Origin of the sequence: Sphingomonas sp. S-NIH.Pt3_0716, from assembly GCF_003950715.1 — a bacterium.
GTDB classification, from domain to species: domain Bacteria; phylum Pseudomonadota; class Alphaproteobacteria; order Sphingomonadales; family Sphingomonadaceae; genus Sphingobium; species Sphingobium yanoikuyae_A.
In genome coordinates this window covers 12247-28958 of the sequence record NZ_QLJK01000024.1, presented here as the reverse complement: position 1 = coordinate 28958, position 16712 = coordinate 12247, and the positions used below count along the sequence as shown (strand labels likewise).

Genomic DNA, 16712 nt, shown 5'->3' with positions numbered 1-16712 from the left:
CGTGCCACTCAGCGCCGCGCGAGTATGGCCTTCATCTCGTCGATTTCCTGCCGCTGCGAGCGCTTGATCGCTTCGCAAAGCCGGATGACTTCCGGATCGCTGAGCTTTGCTTCCTGGCACATCAGGATCGCCCCGGAATGATGCGGGATCATCGAGCGCAGAAAGGCCGTGTCGCCGATCGTGGTCTGGGTGCGGATGAGCGCAAAGCTGCCGAAGAAGGCGACCAGCGACGCGGCGATCAGCGCGATGTTGGCGGCTTTCGACGCGAACATGTGCCGCATGGCGACGATCATCAGCACCACCATCGGCGCGACCATCATCAGCGTCATGTAGAGCATGTTGAGGTTGTTGTAGAAGCTGTCGAGCCCGTCGATCATGACGAACATCACCAGATACATGATGACGCCGCTGATGACGGTCTGAACGGCAAGGCTCCAATAGGCGCCCATCTTCCGGGTGTTCATGTGGGACGAATGGTCCATGGCGTATCTCCTTCGCTCGGCGCCGGCCGACCTTGGTATGAGTGTAACGCCCCGCTCTCCTGTTCGCCCCCGCCATCAGCCGTCCTGATGCTAAAACCAGAAGCGAACGCCGGCGACGAAGCTGGTCGCATGGACGTCCTCGCCGGCAAGCCTCGACAGCCGCGCCGTGTCGCCGGCTTTGCGCAGATAAGAGACGCCGATATAGGGTGCGAACTGGCGGCTGAACTCATAGCGCAGGCGCGCGCCGAGCTCTATGTTGACCAGCCCCGAACCGATGTCGTTCTCCGGAATATCCTGCGCGGCGAAATTGACCTCGGCGCGCGGCTGCAAGATCAGGCGCTGGGTAATGCGCTGGTCGTAATAGCCCTCGACCCGGCCCAGAACATCGCCCTTGGTCGAGAGGAACAGCGCGCCTTCGACTTCGAACATGCCGGGAGCCAGGCCCTCGACGCCGACCGTCGCGTAAGTGCGGTCGGGCCCGCGGCCGAAGTCCTGGCGGATACCGCCCTGAAGATTGAAATAGGGGTCGATGGCCCGGCTATAGAGCACCTGCACCTCCGCGCTGTCGATGCCGCGGCCGAACTCGCCTTCGCCCTCGCTCTTGAGCCAGAGCCGGTTGATATCGCCGCCGTAAAAGCCTTCGCCATCCCAGCGATAGCCATCGCGACCGCTATGCGCTTGATACTCGAACAGGTTGAGCAGCACCTGCCCGAAATTGTTGCCGCCGCTGTCCTTCATCATGATGTCGCGTGAGCGCGCCATCTCGGCGCCGGGAAAATCACGATCGGCGAAGTGGTCGCTGGGGGGAGGCGGCGGGGGCGCATTGCCGGCCGGAAGCGCCGTGCCGGTCATTTGCATGCCGGGCATGGCGGTCTGGCCATGCTGCGAATGGTCCATCCCGGGCATGTCCGGCATCGCGCCGTCCTGATGCTGGGAGTGGTCCATGCCCGGCATGTCCGGCATCGCGGGAGACGCGGGTTGCGGCTGACCGGCCGCATCTCCCTGCGGCGCAGGACTGGCCTGGTGCTGCGAATGGTCCATCGCCGAGGTGGCGTCTGGCGCTGGTGTCTGAGCGCGCGGCCTGGCGGCGGCCTTGTCCTTCTTCTTCTCCTGCGCCGGCGGCACCTCGCCCGGCGGCGCCATGCCGGGCATGCCGTGCATTGAATGATCCTGGGCAAAGGCGGGCGCGGCAGCGAAAAGGGCGATCGCGCTCACCAGCGGCGTGAGGATGCGGGTCATTACGCGTCTCCCTTCGGACGGACGCTCACGACCCGCATCATCCCGGCATGCATGTGGTAGAGGAGATGACAGTGGAAGGCCCAGTCGCCGACCGCGTCGGCGGTGAAGTCCCAGGTCACCTTGCCGCCGGGCTGGACGATTACCGTATGCTTGCGTGGCGCATGATCGCCATGCCCCGTCACCAGCTCGAAAAAATGCCCGTGAATATGGATCGGATGCCCCATCATCGTGTCGTTGATGAGATTGACGCGCACCCGCTCGCCTTCGATGAAGGGGATCGGCTCGTGATGGTCCGACATTTTTTCGCCGTCGAACGACCACATGAACCGCTCCATGTTGCCGGTGAGGTGAATGTCGATGCTGCGGCTCGGCGCGCGCACGTCCGGATTGCGATCGAGCGCCATCAGGTCCCTGTAGACAAGCACCTTGTGGCCGACGTCGGCGAGGCCCTGGCCGGGCTCGCCGGTGCGGTCGACGGGCATCGGCGAGATGGTCTGGACGCTCGGGTCGCGCTTCACCTGCGGCGCGTTCGAGAAGTCTCGCATCTTCATCGACCCCATCGCGTGCCCGCCATGGTCCATGCCCGCCATCTGGCCATCGGCGCCCATCGCGCCGTGGTCCATCCCGCTCATCGCGGAATGATCCATCCCCGAATGATCCATGCCTGCCATGGCGCTATTGTCCATGGTCGCCATCGCTGCCGCCGCGCCGGTCGCGAGGCGCGCGGACGCGTTCTTCTCGGCCGTCGGATCGACGCCCCGCATAGCGCCGCCCGACATGTCCATGCCTTCCATGCCCGGCATCGAGGACATGTCCATGCCCATGTCCTTCATGTCGGCGAGCGGCCGTTTGCGTAAGGGGGGAACCTCGCCGGCCATGCCGGCGCGCGGCGCGAGCGTGGCACGCGCCATGCCCGAGCGGTCGATCGCCTCGCCGACAAGGGTGTAGGCCTTGTCATCGCCTGGGCTGACAACGACGTCGTAGGTCTCGGCAACACCAACCTGGAACTCGTCGACGGTGACCGGCACCACATTCTGCCCGTCGGCCTGGACGATGGTCAGCGGCAGGCCGGGGATGCGGACGTTGAAGGTGGTCATCGCCGACGCATTGATGACCCGCAGCCGCACCCGTTCGCCCGGGGTGAAGAGCGCGGTCCAGTTGTCCATCGGACCATGGCCGTTGACGAGATAGGTGTAGGTGGATCCGGTCACATCGGAGATGTCGGCCGGGTCCATCCGCATCTGGCCCCAGTCGAGCCGGTCCTTGAGCGGCTGATCCTTGCCCGACAGGAGCCCGGCCAGGGTCTGGCGCTGGAAATTGAAATGGCCGGGGTTGACCTTGAGGCGCCGGAAGATCGCCTGCGGCGAGAGCGCGCTGTGATCGGCGAGCACGATGACATGCTCGCGGTCATAGGCGACCGGATCGGCACCGGCGGGATCGATGATGATCGGGCCGTAATGGCCTTCCTGTTCCTGCAGGCCTGAATGGCTGTGGTACCAGTAGGTGCCGCTTTGCACGACGGAGAACTGGTAGAGGTAGTTCGAGCCCGGCTTGATGCCCGGAAAAGACACGCCCGGCACACCGTCCATATTGGCCGGCAGGATCAGCCCGTGCCAGTGGATCGAGCTGTCCTCCTCCAGCTGATTGATGACGTTGAGCCGCACGCGCTGGCCCTCGCGCAGCCGGATCAGCGGGGCGGGGACCGTGCCGTTGAGGCCGATTGCCCGGAACTTGCGCCCGTCGATGGTCATCGACTGCCGGGCGATGGTGAGCGTAATGTCTTCGCCGGACACGGTCGGCAGCGTCGGTCGCATCCCCGGCGAGATCGTCTGCGCCCAGGCCGGCAGCCAGGCTGACAATGCTGCGCCGCCGCCGGCGAGGGCCGCGCCGCGGAGGAACTGGCGGCGGTCGAGAGCAGAAATCATTCGGTTGTCTCAGCTTTAAGAAAGAGGGCGTACCTATTGGGAATACGCAGCATGGCCTCATCCCCCTCAAACTTTCTTTAATATTTCCGAAAGGCGTGCCCTAGCTCGATAGAGGCGCGTTTCGACCGCCTTCTGGCTGATCCCGAGAATTTCGGCGGTTTCAGCTTCCGATTTCTCGTCGATCGTACGCAAAATAAGCGTGTCCTTGAGGGAAGACGGCAGGGCAGCAATCGCTTTCATTGCTTGCGCGAGCTGCTGTTCGGCCCCGATCGCCTGATCGGGCAGCGGTGCGTCGTCGGCGACGCCGTCCGCCTCGCCGAGCGGTAGGGCTAGGGCAAAGAAATTTCGAACCGCTCGCCGACGCCGCCAGTCATGGCATTTGTTGATGACAATCCGGGACATCCAGACCTGGAAGGGTCGGGTTACGTCATAGCGGTTGAGTGCGGCAAAGGCCGCGACGAAGCTCGCCTGGGTGACATCCAATGCCTCATCCATAGATCCGACATGGCTGCGCACGAGCCGGTGAACCCAACCTTGATGCCGGCGGACCAGCTCGCCATAGGCCGCTTGCCGGCCTCCAAGCGCCAGAGCCGCGAGCTCCCCGTCCGAGCAGTCGGGGAGGCACGCGGTCATTCGGATTTGGCCGTCAGCGCTTTCACCACGGCGTCGTCGAATTTGTCCGTCTGATCCGGGCGCAGCACGGCCCGCATCGCGAAGATATGCTCAAGTGTTTCTTTCTGCAGCGCGCCCATGGCCTGGTGCGAGCGATCCACCGCAGTTGCGACTTGCGGGCCATAGCCATGCTCCGCTTCGATCGCTTCCGCGAGACGCGCATTGTCGGCGCGCAATTCGGCCTCCAGCGCTTGACGCCGGATCGCGTAGTTCTTCTCGATTGTCTCGAGTCGGCTGTGTTGCGCTGAATTCAGCTTCAGATCGCGATGGAGCAGCTCGTGCAGCTCATTTTCGACCGGGCGCACTGGAACCACATAGACGCGGCCAATGACAACGCCAGCGATCGCCGCGGCGAAGGTCACCAGGACGAGGAGCAGGAGCCGGCGGCGGTCGCGCATCACTGCGAGCTCAGCAGCGTCGAGGGCGCAAGCGCGAGCCGAGCATCGAAGGGCGATAGCGGTTTGGCATCAGCAGACCGTGTCGGAACTGCCGAGCCGGCAATTCCGATGAACAGCGCGGTTGCGGCCGCGATGCCGAACGTCATAGCGCCAAGGCTTGGTATGGCCCGGATGCGCGCTATTTCCGCCATGACCCGGCTTTCCAGGCCGCCGAGCCTGGGATCGAGAGGCGCATCGCGCAACCGCGAGAGCAGGTGGTCAAGTTCATCCATGGCGCTTCTCCGTCTTCATCCTTCAATACGCACGATGGTCCAGGAACCCTTGCTGTAGATTGAAAAGAATAATTGCGAGGGGTGGGGGCTCGGGCTGCGTATTGTCTCATGGGATCTACAGGAGAATGTTCCAATGCGTTTCTTTTCGCCTCTCGCAGTTATCGCCGCCGTCGGCCTGAGTGTTTCTGCTCCGGCCTACGCGCATCCCAAGCTTGTGTCCTCGACGCCCGCCGCGAACGCCAGCGTCTCGGCGCCTTCGCGTATCACGCTCACCTTCAGTGAAGGTCTGATGCCGAAGCTGTCGGGCGCCGAGATCGTGATGACCGGCATGCCCGGCATGCCCAACCACCGCATGGCGGTAACCGGCTTCAAGACGTCCGTCGAAGGCGACAAGACGCTCGTGCTGACGCTCGCCAAGCCGCTCATGGCGGGCAGCTATCAGGTCGCCTGGCACGTCGTCTCGACCGACACGCACCGCATCCAGGGCAATCTCGCCTTTACCGTCAAGTGACGCCATGAACGACGTGGCACTCGTCGCCGTCCGCTGGGCGCTCTACGTCGATCTCGGCCTGTTGTTCGGCCTGCCGCTGTTCGCGCTCTATGCGCCCGGCGGCGGCCGGATGGTACAGCGGCATCTGCCGATGGTAGCAATGGTGGCCGGTCTCGCCTGTCTCGCCCTCCTGCTGTCGGCGCTGGGGTTCGCGTTGCAGGCAGCGGCCATGACCGGGCTGCCGCTCACCCAGCCTGATCTTTCCATGGTCGCAGAGCTGTTCAACGGCACGTCCATGGGAACGGCGCTGAAGGCGCGCCTCGTCGCGCTCCTCGTTCTTCTGCTCTCCATCCCCTTCTATCGCCGGCAATCCCGTCCTGCCTTCATCGCCTCCACTCTGGCAGGCGCGGTCGCACTCGCGACCCTCGCCTGGAGCGGGCATGGCGCGGCCGGCGAAGGCGAGGCGGGCTGGCTGCAACTGGGGGCCGATCTCATCCATCTGCTCGCCGCGGGCGCCTGGGTCGGCGCGCTTGCCGCATTCCTTGCGCTGGTTCTTACCAGGCTCGCAACCGATGATCTCGCCACTGAAGACATGGACCGGGTCATGCTCGCCGAGGAAGCGCTGCGGGGCTTCTCCCTCGTCGGCACGATCATCGTCGCCCTGCTGATCCTGACCGGGACGGTGAACGGCTGGTTCCTGGTCGGCCCGGGCAACATCGCGTCTCTCGGGCAGTCGACCTACGGCCTGCTGCTCATCGCCAAGCTGCTGCTCTTCGCCGGCATGCTGGGCCTGGCCGCGCTCAACCGTTATCGCCTGACCCCGGCACTTGCGCAGGCGATCGAGGAAGAGGACGCGCCACGGGCGCAGGCGCTGCTGCGCGCGAGCCTCGTCGTCGAAGGCGGTCTTGCGATCGTCATTCTCGGGCTGGTCGCCTGGCTGGGGACACTGTCGCCACCCATGTCGATGTAGTTTATCGTTTCGAACGCCTCGCGTTGGGAGAAGCCAATGCAATCGTACACCCCGCCGCGCGGGACTGGATCGACGAAAGACTATGATCGCGCGATCCGCCTGTGGGCGCGGGAGAAGCGGTGGCGTGCCGCCATGCTTGCCATGCTGCGCCCGGATTGGCGCCTGGTAATCGCCGATTATGGCCGCCAGCACGGGTCTCATGCGGCTCGCCTTCCGCCTGACCGTGCAGCGGGCTCGATGGCATCGACGATACCCAGCCCAATGCCGACGGCGTGCTCCCCGGCCTGATGGCGGCCAAGCGAACGGGCCCGCCGATTTGGCCACTTAGGCGATTACGTATTGACCCTGACACGGTGTCAGACCCTAGATCGTCAGGCGTCGAAAGGAGCGAGGCGATGAACGAGACACATGGAGCGGCGCATGGCGGCGGTTGCTGCGGCGGCCACGGCACCGCTAAAGCGGCGACCGGCGTCAAGGACCCGGTCTGCGGCATGACCGTCGACCCGGCGACCACGGCGCATCACGCCGAGCATAGCGGTGAAAGCTATCATTTCTGCAGCGCGGGCTGCCGGACCAAATTCATCGCCGATCCCGAGCGCTATCTCGGCCCGCCGACGCCGCCGGTCGCGGCGCCCGAAGGCACGATCTGGACCTGCCCGATGCATCCCGAGATCCGCCAGGACCATCCCGGGTCCTGTCCGATCTGCGGCATGGCGCTCGAACCCGCGACCGTGACCGCCGACAGCGGCCCCAGCCACGAGCTAGTCGATTTCACGCGGCGCTTCTGGGTCGGCCTCGTGCTGGCTCTCCCGGTGCTGATCCTCGAGATGGGCGCGCATGTCTTTCCCGCGATCCATCGCCTCGTGCCGATGTCTATCTCGGTATGGATCCAGTTCGTGCTGGCGACACCCGTCGTGCTGTGGGCGGGCTGGCCGTTCTTCGAGCGTGGCTGGGCCTCGCTCAAGACCCGCAACTTCAACATGTTCACCCTGATCGCGATGGGGACCGGGGTCGCCTGGATCTACAGCGTCATCGCGACGCTCGCGCCTCAGCTGTTCCCGCCGGCCTTCCGCGGCGAGGACGGCATGGTTGCCGTCTATTTCGAGGCGGCCGCGGTGATCACCGTCCTCGTGCTGCTCGGCCAGATGCTCGAACTGCGCGCGCGGGAACGCACCTCGGGCGCGATCAAGGCGCTGCTCAACCTTGCACCAAAGACCGCGCGCCGGATCGGTTCTGATGGGAACGAAGAGGAAATCAGCCTTGATCTGGTTGCGGTGGGCGACCGCCTGCGGGTGCGGCCGGGCGAGAAGGTGCCGGTCGACGGCGTAGTCGAGGACGGCCGCTCCTCGCTCGACGAGTCGATGGTCACCGGCGAATCCATGCCCGTCACCAAGGCAAAGGCCGACACAGTGATCGGCGGCACGCTCAACCAGACCGGTGCGCTGGTGATCGTCGCCGACAAGGTCGGCCGCGATACCATGCTCGCACGCATCGTCCAGATGGTCGCTGAGGCGCAGCGCTCGCGCGCGCCGATCCAGCGCATGGCCGATCAGGTGTCGGGCTGGTTTGTGCCCGTGGTCATCGCGGTCGCGGCCGTCGCGTTCATCGCCTGGGGCATCTGGGGTCCCGAGCCGCGCTTCGCCTATGGGCTGGTGGCGGCGGTCGCCGTGCTGATCATCGCCTGTCCCTGCGCACTGGGGCTGGCAACGCCGATGTCGATCATGGTCGGGGTCGGCCGCGGCGCCGGGCTCGGTGTCCTCATCAAAAATGCCGAAGCACTCGAGCATATGGAGAAGGTCGACACTCTCGTCGTCGACAAGACAGGTACGCTGACCGAAGGCCGGCCTGCCGTCACCCAGGTCGTGCCGGCGCCCGGCTTCGACGAAGCCGAGCTGCTGCGTCTTGCCGCCTCGGTCGAGCGGGCGTCCGAGCATCCGCTCGCGTTGGCAATCGTCGAGGCCGCGAAGGATCGCGGCATCGTCACGAGCGACGTCATCGACTTCGACTCGCCGACCGGGCGCGGTGCGCTCGGCACGGTCGAAGGGCGGCGCATCGTCCTCGGCAATGCGCAGTTCCTTGCCGACAAAGGGGTTGCGACCGATGCGCTCGCCAGCCAGGCCGACGCGCTGCGCCGGGATGGCGCCACCGCGATCTTCATCGGGGTCGACGGCACAGTCGGCGGCGCCTTCGCGATCGCCGATCCGGTGAAGGCCACGACACCAGAAGCGCTCGCCGCGCTCAAGGCGGAGGGCATTCGCGTGGTCATGCTGACCGGCGACAACCGCACGACCGCGGAAGCGGTCGCCCGACGCCTGGGCATCGACGAGGTCGAAGCCGAGGTGCTGCCCGATCAGAAGAGCGCCGTGGTCGCCAGGTTCAAGCGCGAGGGGCGGGTCGTCGCCATGGCCGGCGACGGTGTCAACGACGCCCCCGCGTTGGCCGCCGCCGACGTCGGCATCGCCATGGGTTCCGGCACCGACGTCGCGATCGAGAGCGCTGGCGTCACGCTGCTCAAGGGCGACCTGACTGGCATCGTCCGGGCGCGGCGGCTCAGCCAAGCGACCATGTCGAACATCCGCCAGAATCTCGTCTTCGCCTTCATCTACAATGTCGCGGGCGTGCCCGTAGCGGCGGGTGCGCTCTATCCGCTGTTCGGTATTCTGCTCTCGCCCATTATCGCGGCGGCGGCGATGGCGCTCTCTTCGGTGAGCGTGGTCACCAACGCGCTGCGCCTCAACCGGAAAGCACTGTGAACATCGGCGAGACGTCACGGCAGAGCGGCGTCTCTGAGCGGATGATCCGCCATTATGAAAAGATCGGCCTCATCCCGGCGCCGGCGCGTCGGGGTGCTGGCTATCGTGACTATGGCGAGCGCGACCTCCATCGCCTCCGGTTTATCGCCAATGCCCGCGATCTCGGCTTCCCGATCGAGGAGATCCGCACGTTGCTCAGCCTTTGGGCCAATACCGGCCGTGCCAGCGCGGAGGTGAAGCGGCTTGCCCTTGCCCGCGCCGATAAGTTTCAGCGCAAAGCCGAGGCGTTGACGGCGCTGCGCGACACGCTAATCGACCTGGCCGAGCGCTGCCAAGGCGACGAGCGGCCGGATTGTCCGATCATCGCCGAACTGGCCGCGGCCCGATCCGCGTAGCATCCGGCATCGCACGGCCGAGAATTTTAGGGGTGCCCGTTTTCGGTCGATTCGTGCAGGTCGACGGCGAAAGCGATCCGCAACAGGTCGGGCAGGCTTTGCGCGTTGAGTTTGATCATCAGACTGGCCCGATGCAGCTCGACCGTGTGCGACGTGACGCCGAGTTCATCTGCGATAAGGCTATTTGGATAGCCTCGCGAAATTCCTCTCAGAACGGCCCGTTCGCGCTGCGTCAGTCTCGCGGCTTTCGAAAGAGCGTCGGCCTGTTCGGAGGCACGACGGGCTATACTCTCAAGCCAGCTGAAGCCGCGGTAGATCGCGCCGAGCAATGCGGCCTTCTCGACCGGTTTGGCGAGAAAGTCGGCAGCGCCCGCCTTCATCGCCTGTACGGCGAGCGTAGGATCGCCATTGCCCGTCAGCACCACGACGGGCATGTCGATACCGCGTCGCGTCAGCTCCGCCTGAACCTGCAGGCCGTCCATGTCGGGCATGTGCATGTCGAGAACCACGCAGCCTTTCTCGGCGTCCTCTGCGCTCAACAGAAACTCCGGCCCCGAAGCGTAGGCTTCTACGGCAAACCCTGCGGTCCGCAACGTGAAACTTAGTGCTTTTCGTATTGTCTCTTCGTCATCGACGATATGCACGACGCGCTTGTTCCCCATAGCCCCCGAGATCGATCAATACGCAGTGCCGCGAGGGCAGCGCTTCAAGGGATACTTCTCTGCACGTTGGACTATGGTCCCAGGTCAAGAGTAAAAATTTGGCGAGGCAAAACGGCGAAGGACAGCGAAACTGTGAGGGTTCGGCTACTCCGCTCACACCAATGCCGCGGTCGCTGCGGCTCATTGCCGGGTCTCTGCTCCGGACGATGCATGCGAGTTGCCCGCGCCGCCCTCGGCGCGATCGAGCCATCGCTACGCTTCCATCACATCGTCGACCGGCAGCGGGTTACTGGCGCCCGGCGGGCGAGGGGGGCGGGTTGGCCCTTGACGGCTGCGCGATCGGACGCCCAGGATAGCAGGGTGGCGCGCTTTACTTCGGGCTCAAGCTTCAGGTGCCCAGCAACGTCGAGGGGATCGATGAACGAGCGTGTGTGCGACACGACATATCCTCCTTCCCTGCCGCGATTTTCTCCGAAAGGGAGATCTCAGGAGATTGGTTCGGACTCGTTTAGGGTCAATGGATGAGGACGCGCACAGCGTTTGCCGGGCGTTCATTTCCGTCTTAGAACTGACGCGCAGCACGCCATTCAATCCGGTGGCGAACGGCCTCCGCGATCGCTGGCATGACGTCTATATCATTCGACGCATGTGCAACCGCGTTCGTGCTGACGATCCTTTCGACAAGCCCACCCAGAACCTGCGCTGCATCGCCGGCAAAAAGCGGATGCACGACCACGCAATCCGGTCGCGCGAACCCCATGCCGACCAGTTGGCGCGCCGCCTCGGTGAGGGTCCGACCGGATGAGGCGATATCGTCGACCAGCACCGGCTGGCGATCGAGAAACGCTGGGGCATTCGGAATCGAGATGGTGACGTGACGGTCGCCGGATCGGATTTTCTCGCACACGAGAAACGGAGCATCGGCATCGGCCGCCACCTGCGAGACCCACTGTTCGCTTTCCAGGTCCGGACCGATGATCAGCGGGCGAGCGACATTGCGCTTGATCCACGAGGCCAAAAACGGCGCGGCATGAACAACCTGGGTTGGGATGCGGTAGATTTCCGACAATTCATGGTAGCGATGGAGATGCGGATCGACCGTCACCAGCCAGTCGAGATGGCGAGACAGGATCGCAGCAAAGGTTCGCGACGTCACCGCCTCGCCGGCATGGAAGCGTATGTCCTGGCGCATGTAAGCGAGGTAAGGGGCGACGAGCCCGATCCTGCGAGCGCCAAGATCGCGCGCGGTGTCGGCTGCGAACAGCAGCGGCAACAGCTTGGCGTCCGGATGATCGAGACTGGACAGCAGGATGACCTCGCGGTCGCTGACGTCGTTTCCGACCCTGAGATAGGTTTCCCCGTCAGGAAATTGACGATGCTCGATCGTGCCGACCTCTGCATCGAGCGCGGCGGATAGCGGCTGTGCCAGGGCCTCGCTGCCAGGCAGCGCGAACAGGACGGGACGGTTCATAGCGCTTCAATCCCGAAGATCGGCCCGTCGCTCACGGCATAGGCCGCCGCATAGTCGAGCTCGCCCGGGCTCTCGGCATGAATGCTACACAAGGGAGCCCCGGCATCCACCATCTGGTTCAGCCGACACTGCAGTGCGACGCCAGCGGCCTTGGCCACCGGCGCGCCGGCGAGCTTCGCGACCGTCGCGAGCTTGCGATTGTCGATACTCACCAGGCGGCCGCTATAGGGAGCGATCATATCCTGCTGCAACCGGGCGACCGGTGGAGCCCGCATGCCGCCCTGCGCTTCGCAGATACGTTGGAACTTGGCCCAGGCCCCGCCGCTTTCGAGACACGCCCGCGCACGCGCATAGCCTTCGCCGGCCGGGGCCGCGTCAGCGAGCTCAAGCAGTCCTCCCGCCAGCTCGCAGGCCCGGTGGGCGAGATCCTCGGCGCCCGGCTGCCCCTGGAGGACGGCAAGGATATCCTGCGCCTCGAGCGCCGGGCCGATGCCCCGTCCGATCGGCTCCGCGCCGGGGCCGCGCATCACGCGCGTGCGAAGCCCGAAGGCTTGGGCGACCGAGCTCAGCGCGCGCTCCAGCGTATCGGCGGCATCGGTTCCGCGTACCTTGGCGGTCGGCCCGACCGGGATATCGATGACCAGATGGGTCGCACCGGCCGCGATTTTCTTGGACAGCACCGAGGCGACCATCTGCCCTACGGCATCGATATCGAGCACTCGTTCAACGCCGATGATCACATCGTCGGCCGGGCTGAGATTGACGGCGCCGCCCCAGGCGATGCAGCCGCCTTCGCGCTCGACCACCTTGCGGATGGCGGAAACGTCGAGGTCGACAGGTGCAAGCACCTCCATCGTGTCCGCCGTGCCGGCCGGCGAGGTGATCGCCCGCGACGATGTCTTGGGCATGATCAGGCCCTCCGCGGCCATGATCGAGACGATGATCGGCGTGGTGCGATTGCCCGGCAATCCACCGACGCTATGCTTGTCGACGATGACCGCTCCGGACCACTGCAATCGCTCGCCGACATCGACCATCGCCCTGGTCAGGCTGATCGTTTCGTCCGTATCGAGCGGGACCGCTGAGCATGCCGTGATGAACGCCGAGAGATGGACATCGCTATAGCGTCGCTCGGCGATGTCGGTCATGATCGCTGAAAAAGCCCCTTCACTGAGACGATTGCCATAGATGCGCCGACGCACTTCGGCGAGCGAGGCGAGAGGCTGGGCGTGCGCGATCTCGACCGGATCGCCCTCGCTGACGCCGAGCCGCCGCCATGCGGATTCGGACAGGCCGATCTCGCCGGGCGCTGGAGCCTCCGCGGAACTGTGCAGCAGCGAGACGACGATTTCCCGCCCGCCGGCGTGCAGCGCGACCTGCGCGCGCGACGCGAGACCTTCCGAGCGGCAGACGGGACAGTCTTGGCGCATGACCGCGATCAGATCACCTCCGGCAGCCGACAGGCCGAGGCGGTGTGCCCGCAGCGTCGTCGCGACAGGCTCTACTTCGGCGTCCTCGATGATCCCGGGCTTCACGCGAGCATGCCCCAGCTACCCAGCGCCGGTACGCTGCATGCCCAGCCCAGATCCTCCGAGACACGCTTCGCCAGGACCTGGGCGCCGGTCGGCTCGCCATGCGTGACATAGACATGGCGCGGGGGCTCTTGCAGCGACCCGAGCCAGCGCATGAGCTCGTCGCTGTCGGCATGCGCCGAAAGCATCGTCAGGTTGGCGACATCGGCTTCGACCGGGATATACTCGCCGTGGATCTTGATCGTCCGGGCGCCCCCGATCATGGCGGCGCCGCGGGTGCCCGCCGCCTGGAAGCCTGAGAAGAGGATGAGGTTCTTCCCATCCGGCGCGAAGCGCTTGAGATGGTGGAGCACGCGGCCGCCCGTTGCCATTCCACTGGCCGAGATGATGACCTTGGGAGCGGGGTTGGCGGTGAGTTCCTTGGATTCCTCCACTTCGCGCACATAGTGCGCGACGCTGCACGCCGCTTCGCACTCGGCGCGGGCCAGGCGATGCTCGTCCATGAAATCGCACATCAGCCCGCTCGCGTTGATCGCCATCGGGCTGTCGAGGAAGATCGGGATGTCGCGGAGGCGTCCCTGCGCGCGCAGACGCGAGAAATGATAGAGAAGCGACTGAACCCGTCCCACGGCGAAGGCCGGAATCACCACCGTCCCGCCTCTCTCGACGCATCGTTCGACATGATCTCCAAGCGTCTTTGTCGGATCGACCTGCTCGTGGCGCCGATCGCCATAGGTCGATTCCACTAGGATATAGTCGGCGCGCGCGGGCGGCTCGGGATCCTTCATAACCGCATCGCCGTAACGGCCGATGTCGCCTGAGAAGAGGATTGTCCGCCCCTTCCAGTCGATCTCGATCGACGCCGCGCCGAGGATGTGGCCGGCGCGATGGTAGCGCACCCTGATGCCGTCCGTGACTGCATGCCACGCTCCGAACTCGATCGGGCGGAAGAGCTGCAATGCCAGACGCGCGTCGGCCTGGGTGTAGAGGGGCAGCGCCGGCTGGTGCCTGGAGAAGCCGTGCTGGTTGGCGAACTCCGCATCCTTTTCCTGCAGATGGCCGCTGTCGGGAAGAAGGAGCTCGCACAGGGCCGCGGTCGCCCGCGTGGCAAGGACGGTCCCGTCCCAGCCCAGGCGCGCCATGCGCGGTAGTGCGCCCGAGTGATCGAGATGGGCGTGGGTCAGCAGCACCTGGCCGACATCCGCGACTTCGGGTGGGATCGATACCCAATTAAGGCGGCGCAGATCCCTGGGTCCCTGAAACAGGCCGGAATCGACCACGATCTGAGTTTCACCATCGTCCACCAGATAACGCGACCCTGTGACCGTTCCCGATGCGCCGAGAAAGGCAACGCCGAGACCATCGGCCGGGCGCTTGGCCAGATCGATCCTTGCTTCACGCTCGAAGATGGTCACGCGGGAATGGTGCCGTTTCTTTCTCTTTTGCATGGACGCGGGCCTGCCTCTCACGATTATGTTCGTGAGCGCAGCATTGGTTCGCGGACGCCGCACGCCTATACGCAAAATCCGCAGCACGACTGCTGCTCCCCGACAGCTGCGTCGCCCGAACGCCGATGGCCGATCCCATCGATCGCCTTACCCATGCCTGCGCGATGCCCGGGGGACTTCGGTCTCTACTTATACCTTGCTCCTTGGACTCGAGCCTATGCTGCCCGGACGTTGACCAGAAGAGGACGGCATATGGGCGAACATGACCATCGCATGCGCAAGCGCGGCAAGATCGTTCTGATCGGCTTCCTGCTCGTCGCTAGCTTCTTCCTCCTCACCGAGTATACCGCGCACTTCCTGGGTGTGCTGCCCTATCTCATCCTGCTCGCCTGCCCGCTCATGCACCTGTTCATGCACCGCGGCCATGGTGGGCATCAGCATGGCCATGAGCCCGGTCAGGCACCCGCCGGCTTACCGGCCAATCCCAACGGCCGCATCGAAGGAGAGTCGCGATGACGCACGCCGACTATGGCTATGGTCTGTGGGGGCTCGCGCTGGTTAACGCCGCCGTTTTCATCCTCTTTGCGTTCAGCTTCTTCAAGCCGGCAACTAAACGAGACTGGCGCAGTTTGGGGGCGTTCAGCGCTTTCATCATAGCGCTCTTCGCGGAAATGTATGGCTTCCCGCTCACGATCTTCGTGCTTTCGGGGTGGCTCCAGTCGTATTTCCCCGCTGTCGACTGGTGGAGCCACGATGCTGGACATCTCCTGGAGATGATGTTCGGCTGGCGAGTTAATCCCCATTACGGTCCATTCCACATCGCCAGCTTTGTGCTGATCGGCGTGGGTTACTGGCTGATCTCGGTTGCATGGACGGCCCTTCACTTGAGTCAGCGCAAACACCAATTGGCCCTTACTGGGATTTATGCCCGGATCCGGCACCCGCAATATGTCGGCTTCATTCTCGTCATGCTCGGCTTTTTGCTACAATGGCCGACCCTTTTGACCCTTGCTATGTTTCCGGTGCTCGTCGTGATGTATATTCGGCTGGCTCGGCATGAGGAAAAGGAGGCGCTAGCCAGCTTCGGCGAGGTTTACCGCGATTATATGGCTCGCGTGCCCGGCTTCATTCCGAATCTGACAATCCATTCGCGTCGAAGAAGGCCATGGCGATCCTTTGACGGGAATGGCTGATGTAATTGCCGGCAAGGTCAATGCTGACGTTCTGACTGGCCTTATTATTCGGACATCGTTACCCGACCTCACAGCACACTACTGCAGCAACCCCGGTTCGACTGCGCAATCATCTTGGGAGGGCAAGTTCGCCTTGCACGGGCAGATTCGGTGTGGAGCTGATGCCCGGCACTAGACGCAGAGCATCGCCGATCAAGGTATAGACGGCGTGGCGCTGGCCGCCACGGTTCCGATGGTCGACGCGATAGCCCTGATAATGTCGGCGGAGCAGGCCTGCATTCACCAGTTCGGAAACGGCGCGACTGAGATTACTCTTGCCGGCTGTGCGAATGCGTGCCCGCATTTCCTCCGCGATCACGCCGCGCCTTTTCTCCAGATCGCCGGGGAGCAGTCCGTTTCTAGCGAGGTCGCTCTCGACCCGCTCGGCCAGCGTAATGCTGCGCGGACCACGCTGGGCCATCGGGGTCAATGCGTCGCATAGCCAATCGCGCAGGGAAACGAGCCCATCGTTCCGCCTGACCCAGGGACCGGCGCTTCCATCTGGCCCCGCCACCTGGGCGATCAGGTTGAGCAGCATGAAGGCATAACGGGGCCGGCTCGATACGGTCGCCAGCGTCTCGAGCACGGCCGCGACATCACAGCCAATGGAGGGTTCAAGAGGCTTGCCTGCATGAAACATAACATGATGGAATCAAGCACAAAGCAGGATCAATGTGAATCCCAAATCGGCGGCCGCAGACGGGTTGTCAGCTATGACACTTTGCCGGCGGATAAAGTGTCATAGGCGATCCATTCTAATCGTAGATTGTT

General features: G+C 64.5%; 17 protein-coding genes. 6 read left to right on the top strand and 11 right to left on the bottom strand.

Annotated features, from left to right (window positions below; translation table 11 throughout):
* Window positions 1-8 precede the first annotated feature (8 nt).
* From BRX37_RS18550 to BRX37_RS18525, 6 genes are all read right to left on the bottom strand, one after another.
* Window positions 9-482: a DUF305 domain-containing protein gene (locus tag BRX37_RS18550; RefSeq protein ID WP_004212732.1), complete on the bottom strand. Its 474-nt coding sequence runs from the start codon at window positions 480-482 to the stop codon at window positions 9-11.
* Between the two features lie 90 nt (window positions 483-572).
* A complete protein-coding gene (locus BRX37_RS18545) occupies window positions 573-1721 on the bottom strand; it encodes a copper resistance protein B (protein WP_020820521.1) in 1149 nt (382 codons plus the stop codon).
* A complete protein-coding gene (locus BRX37_RS18540; protein WP_007683365.1) occupies window positions 1721-3646 on the bottom strand; it encodes a copper resistance system multicopper oxidase in 1926 nt (641 codons plus the stop codon). The genes BRX37_RS18545 and BRX37_RS18540 overlap by 1 nt, the downstream gene beginning before the upstream one ends.
* 66 nt (window positions 3647-3712) lie before the next feature.
* The gene (locus BRX37_RS18535; protein ID WP_007683367.1) at window positions 3713-4279 is read right to left on the bottom strand and encodes an RNA polymerase sigma factor; all 567 of its coding nucleotides are present in this window, start codon (window positions 4277-4279) and stop codon (window positions 3713-3715) included.
* On the bottom strand, window positions 4276-4716 hold the full coding sequence (locus BRX37_RS18530; RefSeq protein WP_007683368.1) for a periplasmic heavy metal sensor: 441 nt from the start codon (window positions 4714-4716) through the stop codon (window positions 4276-4278). Before BRX37_RS18530 ends, BRX37_RS18535 begins: the two co-directional genes overlap by 4 nt.
* On the bottom strand, window positions 4716-4988 hold the full coding sequence (locus BRX37_RS18525) for a hypothetical protein (protein WP_004212738.1): 273 nt from the start codon (window positions 4986-4988) through the stop codon (window positions 4716-4718). The genes BRX37_RS18530 and BRX37_RS18525 overlap by 1 nt, the downstream gene beginning before the upstream one ends.
* A 133-nt stretch (window positions 4989-5121) precedes the next feature.
* Between BRX37_RS18525 and copC the strand changes: the two genes are divergently transcribed.
* The 4 genes from copC to cueR all read left to right on the top strand — a co-directional run bounded on the left by copC (window position 5122) and on the right by cueR (window position 9596).
* On the top strand, window positions 5122-5499 hold the full coding sequence (copC, locus tag BRX37_RS18520; protein ID WP_007683372.1) for a copper homeostasis periplasmic binding protein CopC: 378 nt from the start codon (window positions 5122-5124) through the stop codon (window positions 5497-5499).
* A 4-nt stretch (window positions 5500-5503) separates the two neighbouring features.
* Window positions 5504-6448: a copper homeostasis membrane protein CopD gene (gene copD, locus BRX37_RS18515; protein ID WP_020820523.1), complete on the top strand. Its 945-nt coding sequence runs from the start codon at window positions 5504-5506 to the stop codon at window positions 6446-6448.
* Window positions 6449-6843: 395 nt separating this feature from the next.
* Window positions 6844-9201, top strand: coding sequence for a heavy metal translocating P-type ATPase (locus BRX37_RS18505; protein ID WP_125988685.1), 2358 nt, complete (start codon window positions 6844-6846; stop codon window positions 9199-9201).
* A complete protein-coding gene (cueR, locus tag BRX37_RS18500) occupies window positions 9198-9596 on the top strand; it encodes a Cu(I)-responsive transcriptional regulator (RefSeq protein ID WP_125988670.1) in 399 nt (132 codons plus the stop codon). The genes BRX37_RS18505 and cueR overlap by 4 nt, the downstream gene beginning before the upstream one ends.
* Before the next feature lie 26 nt (window positions 9597-9622).
* Here the strand turns inward: cueR and BRX37_RS18495 are convergent, their stop codons facing one another.
* From BRX37_RS18495 to BRX37_RS18475, 4 genes are all read right to left on the bottom strand, one after another.
* The gene (locus BRX37_RS18495; RefSeq protein ID WP_125988668.1) at window positions 9623-10258 is read right to left on the bottom strand and encodes a response regulator transcription factor; all 636 of its coding nucleotides are present in this window, start codon (window positions 10256-10258) and stop codon (window positions 9623-9625) included.
* A 562-nt stretch (window positions 10259-10820) separates the two neighbouring features.
* Entirely contained in the window at window positions 10821-11729 is a 909-nt protein-coding gene (locus BRX37_RS18485) for a ribose-phosphate pyrophosphokinase (protein ID WP_004212748.1), read from the bottom strand.
* The gene (locus BRX37_RS18480) at window positions 11726-13264 is read right to left on the bottom strand and encodes a thymidine phosphorylase family protein (RefSeq protein ID WP_125988666.1); all 1539 of its coding nucleotides are present in this window, start codon (window positions 13262-13264) and stop codon (window positions 11726-11728) included. The genes BRX37_RS18485 and BRX37_RS18480 overlap by 4 nt, the downstream gene beginning before the upstream one ends.
* On the bottom strand, window positions 13261-14709 hold the full coding sequence (locus tag BRX37_RS18475; protein WP_206434181.1) for an MBL fold metallo-hydrolase: 1449 nt from the start codon (window positions 14707-14709) through the stop codon (window positions 13261-13263). The genes BRX37_RS18480 and BRX37_RS18475 overlap by 4 nt, the downstream gene beginning before the upstream one ends.
* A gap of 252 nt (window positions 14710-14961) precedes the next feature.
* On the opposite strand from BRX37_RS18475, the gene BRX37_RS18470 reads away from it, so the two are divergent.
* Window positions 14962-15225: a DUF2933 domain-containing protein gene (locus tag BRX37_RS18470; protein ID WP_004212752.1), complete on the top strand. Its 264-nt coding sequence runs from the start codon at window positions 14962-14964 to the stop codon at window positions 15223-15225.
* Window positions 15222-15902 (top strand): methyltransferase family protein, encoded by a 681-nt coding sequence (locus BRX37_RS18465; RefSeq protein ID WP_004212753.1) that lies wholly within the window; start codon window positions 15222-15224, stop codon window positions 15900-15902. Before BRX37_RS18470 ends, BRX37_RS18465 begins: the two co-directional genes overlap by 4 nt.
* 109 nt (window positions 15903-16011) lie before the next feature.
* Here BRX37_RS18465 and BRX37_RS18460 read toward each other — a convergent pair whose 3' ends face one another.
* Window positions 16012-16581, bottom strand: coding sequence for a hypothetical protein (locus tag BRX37_RS18460; protein WP_004212754.1), 570 nt, complete (start codon window positions 16579-16581; stop codon window positions 16012-16014).
* Window positions 16582-16712 lie beyond the last annotated feature (131 nt).